Genomic DNA, 8,814 nt, shown 5'->3' on the forward strand with positions numbered 1-8,814 from the left:
TTTTTTTTTTTTAAATGATTGGCAATTTATTAAACTTTATAAATTTATATAAATCAAATAAAATTAACAAATTAAAATTGATCTAAATAGATTGAGTGTTTTACAATGAAAATTAAATCAACAATTAGCCTTCAATTAACTCAAAAATCTGGACAAACATCTCAACCACCTTGGAAACTCCTTGAAAATAGCTATTGTGCTGTAAATTTAATAGATAAAAATCCTATTCTTCTTAAAGTTTCTCAAAACAATATAGATTCTATAAATGTAGAATATGAGTCATTAGGATGTAATATAATTGATGAAAAACAAATAAATAATAAAATAGCTGAAATATTTGACTTAAATTTTAACTTAAAAAAATTTTATAAATTTTTATCTAATGATGAAAAACTTAAACCTTCTGTTGATTTTTGCAATGGTCTTCGTTTATTTTTAGCCAAAGACATTTTTGAATGTATTGTTTCATCTATTTCTTCTGCTAACAACTCTATTGTAAGATGGACAAAGTCTGTTGACACAATAGCTTCTAAATGGGGGAATGGTTATAATTTTGATTCAGGAACTTTTAATAGCTTTCCTAGCCCTAAAATCTTATCAACTGTTTATGAAGATGACATTGCTGAAAATGAGGGATACAGCAAAAAAGACAACAAAAAAGAAATTCTTGAGTGTAAAAACAACCTTAAATCTTGTGGAGTAGGATACAGAGCCCCATACATATTAAAAGCAAGTGAAATGTTCTTATCAGAGATTAATATCTATGATATACAGGATATGAATTACGAAGAAGCATTTGATACAATTATTAAAGTTCCTGGAGTTGGTCCAAAGGTAGCTGATTGTATTCTTCTTTATGGTTATGGATTTAAAGAGGCTTTTCCTTCTGATGTATGGATAAAAAGAATAGTTTCTTACCTTTACTTTGATGGAAAAGACATTTCAGTTTCAAAGGTTCGTGAATTTGGAATGGAAGAATTTGACAAATATGCAGGTTATGCCCAACTCTATTTATTTCACTTTGCACGTAAATCTGGTTTAATGGACAAATTAAGTAAAAAATAGCTGATTTAAATGGTTTTTAAAGAAGAAAATCTTGATAAAATTGAAGTAAAAATATTCATCGCTGCTTTAGATGATGTTAAAGAGGAATTAAAAATACTTTTAAATTTTTTAGTGGAAATTAATGAATATAATGAATATTCAAATTTTAATTTAAAATTTGTTATTTCTGGAAATACTTATGTTAAATCTATTATTAACAACCAAAATTTTAATTTAGAGCTATTTGATGCTATGGATGCCTTTCCTTATGGAGAAAATCCCGTAACTGATGCTTTTATTGGAGTTTTATGGAATAAAACAAAAGATTTAAATAATTTTCCTAAAATTGATTTAAAAGAGGATTTTTCCAATGCATTTAAATTTTTAGATTTTGGAGGAATTTTATATGGTTCTTTATTTTTTACTTTTAAAGAAGCAAGCCTTTTTTCAAGTATAAATGTTGAAGACATTAAGAAAACTTATTCCTTTAAAAAGAAACTTGCATCTGAGGCTTTCCACAATGAATTTAATGACTTAGAAAGTTTTAAAGAGCTTTGTGAAAATGAAATTCTTATGTTAAATGAATATTTTTTAGAAAAAGAGAATATTATACCTAAAAATAAGGAAAATGGGAATGGAAATCATTCTATGGCAGATGCTATAGTTGAGATATTAAAAAATGATTCTAGTGTTCCTAAAAGAGAATTTGTAGAGCTTGATGAAGTTTTAGATTATTTTTCTAAAAAAAATTCACATAATGCTTTTTTTCTTCAAAGCTTAGAAAATGAAGAGTTTAGTGAAATAAGAGAATTTTTAATCTATAATTCTATTGATTCTTATGATAATGATTATGGATATCTTTTAGAAGATGATGATTTTAATAAATTTGATTATATTAATGAAAAATCAATTGTTAATCATAATATTATTAAAAAAATAATTAAAGAAGATAATAACCAATTATATAATACTATTTCTCAAATAAGGAAAAAAATTAGATTTCCAGAGGGTAATGATTTTATATTGTATTTAATTAATTATTTTGAGACCTTAGATTTTTCTTTAGAAGACAATATAGATTCTTTAAAAGGATTTTTGGAGGATGGAAATCATGATAATTTAGCAAATTTCATTGATGAAAGTGATTTTAATTTAGAAACTATTTTAAATGAATTAAATGATATTTTAGATACTTGGAATGATGACTATAAAGAATTTCGACAAATTATTTTAAAAAATAAAGATTTTAACTGGAAGCTAATTTTAATTTTATACTATGTTTTATTAGAAGAAGAGTCTAAAGAAGAAATTATCCCAATTATAAAAGTTTTAATTTATTTAGGAAATGTTATAATTAGATTTGATGATAATTTAAGCTTTTTTTATTTATTTAATGAAGAATTATCTACATCATCTAAGGATAAAATTAAAGAAACTTACAATGATACAAGGAAATTCATTAATAAATGGAGAAGATATATGTCAAAATTAAAAAAAGATATTAAACATGTTAAATTTGTATTGCAGAATATTAATGTTTAGAATTTAAAATTAGAAGCAAATGACAATTATTTTTTAAAATTAGAATCTTAAATGAAAAATTTAAAAATAGAGTTTAAAATGAAAAAAATATAAAAAAAATTAATGAATTATATAGTATAAAAATAATAAAGAATAAAATTTAAAAAATAATTAATTAGTTTTTTATTTTAAATTTATCCAACTATTGTCACATTTAGCATTTTGTCTCCTTCGTTTATAGAGTTCACAACATCCATTCCTTTAATTACTTTTCCAAATACTGTGTGAACACCATCAAGATGAGGTTGTGGAGAGTGGGTTATAAAAAATTGACTTCCTCCAGTATCTTTACCCGCATGAGCCATTGATAAAGCACCAGTACCATGCTTGTTATCATTGATTTCACATTTAATTGTGTATCCTGGTCCTCCGGTACCATTTCCTTTAGGGCAACCACCTTGGATAACAAAATCATCTATAACTCTGTGAAAACTTAATCCATTGTAAAACCCTTCTTTAATTAATTTTTCAAAGTTAGCTACAGTTTTTGGAGCATCTTTATTAAATAATTCTAGTTCTATATTTCCTTTTTCAGTTTCTATTATAGCTTTTGTCATAATATCGCACACTTTAATTTCTTGTAAAATATTAAATTTGAATACATTAAGTTTGAATTATATTATATACATTTGAATTATATTATATAAAATTTGAATATATGTATTAACAATATATTTTTATTCTATATTTATTTTAGTATAAATAAATTATTTAAATTAAGAAAAATATATTTTTATATAATATGACTTAAAATTAAATTTCATAATTATTTATATATTTTTTTATATATATTTTTTTAAAAATATATGATATAAGTAAATTTAATTATTAAATTCACAATAAATTAATCAATATAATTTAATTTAATGCTCATAATTTAAAAAATCTAATAACTAAAAATTATTAAATATGTTAAAATAAATTTTTGATCAAACTTTTTTTTAAAAAGTTTGTTTTCAAGTTAAAAGAATACAACAGGTTTTATAATGAATACTAAAGAGATTATAAATAGTTATCCAAATTACATAATGAACACATATGGAAGGCAGTCAATTGTTTTATCTCATGGTAAAGGAACAAGAGCATTTGATTTAGATGGAAATGAGTACCTTGACTTATTTGCAGGAATAGCTGTAAACAATTTAGGCCATTCTCATCCGAATATAGTAAATGCAATAAAAGATCAAGCTGAAAAGATGATTCATTGTTCAAATGTTTACTATACTCCTCAACAACTTGAATTAGCTGAATTATTGGCTAAAATTTCTCCTAATGATGAAGTTTTTTATCAAAACAGTGGTGCTGAAGCAAATGAAGGGGCAATTAAATTAGCAAGGAAATTTACAGGTAAAGGAGAGATAATTTCTGCTAATAACTCTTTTCATGGAAGAACAATAGCTACCATAACTGCGACTGGTCAGCCTAAGTACAGTAAAGATTATAAACCTCTTCCTGAAGGATTTATCCATGTTCCTTTTGGAGACTTAAAAGCTATTAAAGATGCAATCAATGACAATACAGCTGCTGTTTTATTAGAAGCTATTCAAGGTGAAGGAGGAGTGAACATTCCTCCTGAAAACTATTTAAAAGAAGTTGAAAATATATGTAAAGAGAAGGATGTTCTTTTTATTTTAGATGAGGTTCAAACAGGATTTGGAAGATGTGGGAAAATGTTTGCATCTGAAATTTTTAATCTTAATCCTGACATCACCACTGTAGCTAAAGGAATAGCTGGAGGATTCCCTATGGGAGCTATTCTTGCAAATCACGAAATTGCCAAAGCTTTTATTCCAGGGGACCATGGTTCTACTTTTGGAGGAAGCCCATTGGCATGTGCTACAGCTATTGCTTCAATTAACACGATTTTGGATGAAAATCTTCTTGAAAATTCTAAAAACCTAGGTGAATACTTTAAAAATAAACTTTTAGAGTTAAAAGAGCAGTATGATGTTATAGTTGATGTTAGAGGGTATGGACTAATGATAGGTCTTGAATTATCAATTGAAGGAGCATCTATTGTTGATGAAGCAAGAAAAAATGGATTTTTAATAAACTGTACTGCTGATAAAGTTTTACGTTTTGTTCCTCCATTGATAATTACTAAAATAGAAATTGATAGATTTATAATAGGTTTAAATAAAATCTTTTCAAAATTTTAGCTTTTTCTTATTTATTTTGTAATACAATCTTTGACAATCACAAAACGATTTAATTTACTTAGTCAATTACTTAATAAATTTCATTAAATTAATGATTAATATATAAACAAAACTGATTCAATATGCAAAAAGTTTAGTAATAGACTATATTTTTAACTTTTTTTTCAGTTTTATTTTAAATTTATTTTAAGCTTATTTATTAATTTAATTTTTTCTAATACTTTTTCAATATTTCTTAAATTTATCTATAATTTTTTGACCTTCTTCCGTTGATTTATATATTCTACCTTTTTTAAAATCTTTATTAATACATTCAACTAATTTTATTTCATTTAATTGTCTAAGAGAAGAACTAACATGATTTAGTCTTAAACTTATTTCCTTAGATATGACCGATGGTGTTTTATAGGTATTATCAAGACTCATTAATACTTTTTTCCTATATTTTGAAGCATTTACAAATGCTAATTTATTAATAAAATTATTTTCCATTAATGATTTTATAAGTTTTATAAACTATGTCTTTTAGTACATTTTTATTACTTTATTATTATAATTTAAATACTGTTTTTTCAAATTTAATTAGAATTTTGTAATTTTCTTTAAAGTATTTTTTTATTTATTTTAAGTCTTATTTATTGGTTTATTATAATAAATTGATTTTTAAACTATTTTAAATGTCATTTTAATATTATTTTAGTATTATTTTAATCTCATTTTAATTATTTTATTATTTAATATTATTTTCCTATTTATTTTTAACATTTTTTAATTTCCTAAACAATTTTATATATGAAAATAAAAATCTTTATTTAATAAAAATTTATATAAAATATGGTAGTGATTAAATGACTGAAAAGATTGATATTCCTTATGGTTTAACTGTAAGAGGTTTTTTAAAGAATGAAGATAAAATATTATTGGTTAAAAGAAGCTCCAAATCTAAAACTGATCCTAATAAGTGGGAACTTCCTGGAGGAAAAGTAGATTTTGGTGAAAGTTTTGATAATGCTTTAATTAGGGAATTTAAAGAAGAAACAAATTTGAATATTAAAATTGGAGATTTTTCATATGGTTTTCAACATGATTTGCTCCATAAAAGAACTGTTGTTTTAGTTTTTGAACTAATAGCTTTAAATAATGATATAAAAATTAGTCATGAACATGATGACTTTAAATGGGTTAAATTAGATAATCTTAATGAATTGACTTTATCTTCTACATCTAAACCATTTTTTAAAAATTTTCTCAAAAAATAAAATTATCTAAATTTTAGGGACTGTCAATTTGTTAGTTGGTAGAATTTTTAAGCTTGAATTTTAAGCTTGAATTTGCAAATACTTGATTTTTAGAAGAGAAATTTTTCTTACCAACTAACAAATTGACAGTCCCAAATTTTAGGCATACCAAAATTTTAAATACTAAAAAATTTATATTTATATTTGATACATATTTTGTAAATATAATTATTAATAAGATTATATATAAATGAATAATAATTTTTTAAATCAACTTATTTAACTTATTTCATGAAAATTAGCTGTATTATTTATCTAAAATATAAGGAAAGATAAAATTAAATATGGAAAGATAAAATGAACTTAAACTTAAAAATAAATGAAAAAAAACATGCAGAAATTGGTGGAATAGATTGCAATGATATTGCTAGTGAATTTGGAACTCCATTATATGTAATTGATGAAGAAAGAATTAGAGACAACTACAATAGAGTTTACAATGCTTTTTCAAAAAATTACAAAAATTTTAAAATATTCTATGCATGCAAAGCTAACACTAATTTAGCAGTCATGAGAATTTTAGAAAGTGAAGGAAGTTCAATTGATGCAGTTTCTACAGGTGAAGTGTACACTGCATTAAAATCAGGATTTACTTCTGATAGAATCCTTTTTACTGGGAATAATGTTAGAGACGATGAAATGGACTATGTTCATAATTCTAATGTTAGAATAAATGTTGATTCTATATCACAACTTAAAAGACTTGCTAAGATAATCAATCCTGATGGATATAAAATTTCTTTTAGAGTAAATCCAAATGTGGGAGCAGGACACCATAAACATTGTATTACTGGTGGTCCAATGAGTAAATTTGGGATAATGGAAGAAGAAGCTGTTGAAGTATATAAATTGGCTATTGATTTAGGGTTTAAACCAGTGGGTATGCATTCTCACATAGGTTCAGGTATTTTAAATCCAGAACCTTTTAAATTAGCTACAGAAGCTATGATGAAAATAGCTGGAAATGTTTTTGAAAATACTGATGTTGATTTTGAATTTTTAGACTTTGGTGGAGGTCTTGGGATTCCATATAAACCAGAAGAACCAATATTAGACATTGAAAACTTTGCAAAAGAGATTACTTCTATTTATAAAGGAAAATTAGATGAATATGGAATGGGAAAACCAGATTTATATATTGAACCCGGTAGATATATTGTAGGAGATGCTTCTTATCTTTTAACTCGTGTTAATACTGTTAAACAGAGTTATAGAAAATTTATCGGTGTTGATAGTGGATTTAACACTCTTTTAAGACCTTCTATGTATGAATCTTATCATCACATTGTTGTAGCAAATAAAGCCAATGAAAAGGCTGTTGAAAATGTTGATGTTGCAGGTAATGTCTGTGAATCAGGAGATTTATTTGCAAGAGATAGGCCTTTACCTAAAATAGATGAAGGAGATTTAATAGCTATTTTAAACTCTGGTGCTTATGCATTTTCAATGTCTTCTCAATACAATTCAAGACCAAGAGTAGCTGAAGTTTTAGTCAATGATGGTGGAGCAGAATTAATAAGAGAAAAAGAAACTTATGAAGATTTATATACAAAACAAATAGTCCCTAAAAGACTATTAAAAGATTAAATATTTTTTTATTTTTTTGAGGCTTAACAATGGATTTAAATGGATTAGAATTTTCTAAATTGCATGGTTTGGGCAATGACTATGTGCTTGTAGATGAAAGTAAAGATATAAAAATTCATGAAAGTAAAAAAAAAGTATTTTCTAAAGAAGTGTGTACTCGTGGATTTTCAATAGGTGCTGATGGTGTAATATTTGTTACTAAAGCTTCAGGAGAAGGAGAAATACGTTTTAGAATTTTTAATGCTGATGGCAGTGAAGCTGAGATGTGTGGAAATGGAATAAGGTGTTTTTCTAAATTTATTTATGATAAAGGAATATTAAAAAAAGATAAAATAGCTGTTGAAACATTAGGTGGTATGAAATATGTTGAAATAACTGCTGAAAACAATATTTCTAAGTTATTCAAGGTGGATATGGGAATTTCAACATTTAAAACCTCTGAAATTCCAATGGTTGCTGATGAAGATGAGTTTTTAAATAAAGAAATTGATGTAGATGGTGAAAAATTACCTATTACTGCGGTAAATGTAGGAAATCCTCATGCTATTATTTTTACTGAGTCTGTTGATTTTCTTAATTCCATAGATTCAGTTAATTTAGATAGATTTGGACCAGCCATTGAAAATCATGAGATTTTTCCTGAAAGAATCAATGTTCATTTTATTGATATTATTTCTAAAAATGAGATTAAGATGTTAACATGGGAGAGAGGTGCAGGATATACTCATGCTTGTGGTACAGGTGCTACTTCTTCTGTTTTAGCAGGATATAAACTGGGAAAATTAGATAACAAAGTTTTAGTTCATCTTCCTGGTGGAGACCTAGAAATAGAAGTTCATGAAAAGAAAAATAAGCTTGGAGCATTTATGAAAGGCAGTGCAGACTTACTATTTGATGGAAAAATGATTTAAATCATTTTATTTTTTAAACACTATTTTTTCTGTTTTCAGTTTTTATATTTATTAAATTACTTTCCTTTTTATTTTTCTTTTTTTCATTTTTTAAGAGGCTATGCAATTATTATTTTTTGTAAAAATAGATATTTAATTAAAGTAATGTTAAAATGTATGTAAATTATGTTAAAATGTATGTAAATTATGAATACATGTTTTATAAAAAATAAATATTTAAAAATAATTATAATT

Annotated in this window: 8 protein-coding genes; 6 read left to right on the plus strand and 2 right to left on the minus strand. The window is 24.7% G+C overall.

What is annotated here, in order from left to right; all coding sequences use genetic code 11:
* Window positions 1-105 precede the first annotated feature (105 nt).
* Both MBCUR_RS09630 and MBCUR_RS09635 read left to right on the plus strand, forming a co-directional pair.
* A complete protein-coding gene (locus MBCUR_RS09630) occupies window positions 106-1,065 on the plus strand; it encodes a DNA glycosylase (RefSeq protein WP_067092749.1) in 960 nt (319 codons plus the stop codon).
* Between the two features lie 9 nt (window positions 1,066-1,074).
* A complete protein-coding gene (locus tag MBCUR_RS09635; protein ID WP_067092751.1) occupies window positions 1,075-2,586 on the plus strand; it encodes a hypothetical protein in 1,512 nt (503 codons plus the stop codon).
* A 173-nt stretch (window positions 2,587-2,759) separates the two neighbouring features.
* Here MBCUR_RS09635 and MBCUR_RS09640 read toward each other — a convergent pair whose 3' ends face one another.
* Window positions 2,760-3,182 (minus strand): peptidylprolyl isomerase, encoded by a 423-nt coding sequence (locus MBCUR_RS09640; protein WP_067092753.1) that lies wholly within the window; start codon window positions 3,180-3,182, stop codon window positions 2,760-2,762.
* Between the two features lie 429 nt (window positions 3,183-3,611).
* On the opposite strand from MBCUR_RS09640, the gene MBCUR_RS09645 reads away from it, so the two are divergent.
* Window positions 3,612-4,784 (plus strand): aspartate aminotransferase family protein, encoded by a 1,173-nt coding sequence (locus MBCUR_RS09645; RefSeq protein ID WP_067092755.1) that lies wholly within the window; start codon window positions 3,612-3,614, stop codon window positions 4,782-4,784.
* 225 nt (window positions 4,785-5,009) lie between these two features.
* On the opposite strand, the gene MBCUR_RS09650 is transcribed toward MBCUR_RS09645, so the two are convergent.
* Window positions 5,010-5,276: a hypothetical protein gene (locus tag MBCUR_RS09650; RefSeq protein ID WP_067092757.1), complete on the minus strand. Its 267-nt coding sequence runs from the start codon at window positions 5,274-5,276 to the stop codon at window positions 5,010-5,012.
* A gap of 356 nt (window positions 5,277-5,632) precedes the next feature.
* Here MBCUR_RS09650 and MBCUR_RS09655 point away from each other — a divergent pair, with 356 nt between their 5' ends.
* The 3 genes from MBCUR_RS09655 to dapF all read left to right on the plus strand — a co-directional run bounded on the left by MBCUR_RS09655 (window position 5,633) and on the right by dapF (window position 8,580).
* Window positions 5,633-6,043, plus strand: coding sequence for an NUDIX hydrolase (locus tag MBCUR_RS09655; protein ID WP_245637312.1), 411 nt, complete (start codon window positions 5,633-5,635; stop codon window positions 6,041-6,043).
* 336 nt (window positions 6,044-6,379) lie between these two features.
* A complete protein-coding gene (gene lysA, locus MBCUR_RS09660) occupies window positions 6,380-7,669 on the plus strand; it encodes a diaminopimelate decarboxylase (RefSeq protein ID WP_067092758.1) in 1,290 nt (429 codons plus the stop codon).
* A gap of 29 nt (window positions 7,670-7,698) precedes the next feature.
* The gene (gene dapF / locus MBCUR_RS09665) at window positions 7,699-8,580 is read left to right on the plus strand and encodes a diaminopimelate epimerase (protein WP_067092760.1); all 882 of its coding nucleotides are present in this window, start codon (window positions 7,699-7,701) and stop codon (window positions 8,578-8,580) included.
* Window positions 8,581-8,814 lie beyond the last annotated feature (234 nt).

The organism is Methanobrevibacter curvatus, assembly GCF_001639295.1.
Taxonomy (GTDB): Archaea; Methanobacteriota; Methanobacteria; order Methanobacteriales; family Methanobacteriaceae; genus Methanoflexus; species Methanoflexus curvatus.